The following is a 1,313-nucleotide window of genomic DNA, read 5'->3' as shown; positions in this document are numbered from 1 at the left end:
CGGCGGGTGCGCGCCGCAGGTCCACCCCGGCCACGCGCAGGCTGCCGCCCGTGGGGGGCAGCAGGCCGCAGAGCATCCGGAAGATGGTGGACTTGCCCGCACCGTTGGGGCCCAGCAGGCCGAATATTTCTCCGCGCCGCACGTCGAAGCTGGCCCCCTTCACGGCCATGAACGTGCCGAAGCGGCGTTCCAGGTTGCGCACCTTGATGACCGGCGTACTGTTCGGGGTATCGGGAGCCTGTGCGGATGGTTGGCCCGGCGGAGGACAATCCGGTGCGTCAGGGCCAGATATGTTCGGGCCGGATATGTTCGGGCCAGACGCGTCCGGGCCGGATATGTTCGTGCCGGACACGTTAGGGGCAGGTGCGGTGACGGCCGGCATGGCGTCCAGCCCCGGTGCGGGCCTGTCGCCCGTGCCCGCCTCTTGCGGCAGGGCGGCGAACAGGGCCAGAAAGCCGTCCTCGAAGCCGGGGGCGCGGGGGTACAGGTGGCCGATTGTGCCCGGCGCGGCGTCCCCTTCCGCAAGCAGTCCGCACTCAACCAGCGCCCGCGCCGACTCGGGGGTCTCCGTCAGCAGACGCACCCCGCCTGCGTGCAGCACGGCGTCGGTCACGCCGGGGACCCCGGACAGCAGAGTCTGGGCCGTGCGGGCGCGCATGGCGGGGGTGACGAACCATGTCCGGCCCGTGAGCGGGCGGGTGAAGTGGCCGGGGGCGCCGTCGCCCACCAGCCGCCCGTGGTGCATGATGGCCACCCGGTCGCAGTGTTCCGCCTCGTCCAGGTAGGCGGTGCTGACCAGCACGGTGATGCCGTGCTCGCGCACCAGCGAGAACACGATGTTCCACAGTTCGCGCCGGGACAGCGGGTCCACCCCCACGGTGGGTTCGTCCAGCAGCAGCAGGCGGGGCGAGCGCACCAGGGTGCAGGCCAGTCCCAGCTTCTGCTTCATGCCGCCGGAAAGCCGCCCGGCCAGCCGGTCGAGAAACGGGGCAAGACCGGTCATGCGCATCAGCGCAGGCCAGCGTTCGGCCTTTTGCGCGGCGGACACCCCGTGCAGGTCGGCGTACAGGGAAAGGTTTTCGGCAACCGAAAGGTCTTCGTACAGGCCGAAGCGCTGGGGCATGTATCCGATGGCCGACTGCACGGCCTGGGCCTGCGTCACCGTGTCGCGGCCAAGCACGGTCAGGCTGCCCGCGTCGGGCAGCAGCAGACCGGCGGCCAGTCGCAGCAGGGTGGTCTTGCCCGCGCCGTCCGGCCCCAGCAGGCCGTTGATGGTGCCGGGCGCAAGGTCCAGGGTCACGTCGTCCACGGCG

Annotated in this window: 1 protein-coding gene; it reads right to left on the bottom strand. The window is 71.3% G+C overall.

Going from position 1 to position 1,313, the window contains the following annotated elements; all coding sequences use genetic code 11:
- Positions 1-1,313 (bottom strand): ATP-binding cassette domain-containing protein (locus tag FVW20_RS15705; RefSeq protein ID WP_196610341.1); only part of this gene is annotated, 1,313 nt, incomplete at both ends.

It is taken from the genome of Nitratidesulfovibrio oxamicus, assembly GCF_015731765.1.
GTDB lineage: Bacteria > Desulfobacterota > Desulfovibrionia > Desulfovibrionales > Desulfovibrionaceae > Cupidesulfovibrio > Cupidesulfovibrio oxamicus.
This window is presented reverse-complemented; position numbering and strand designations above follow the sequence as displayed.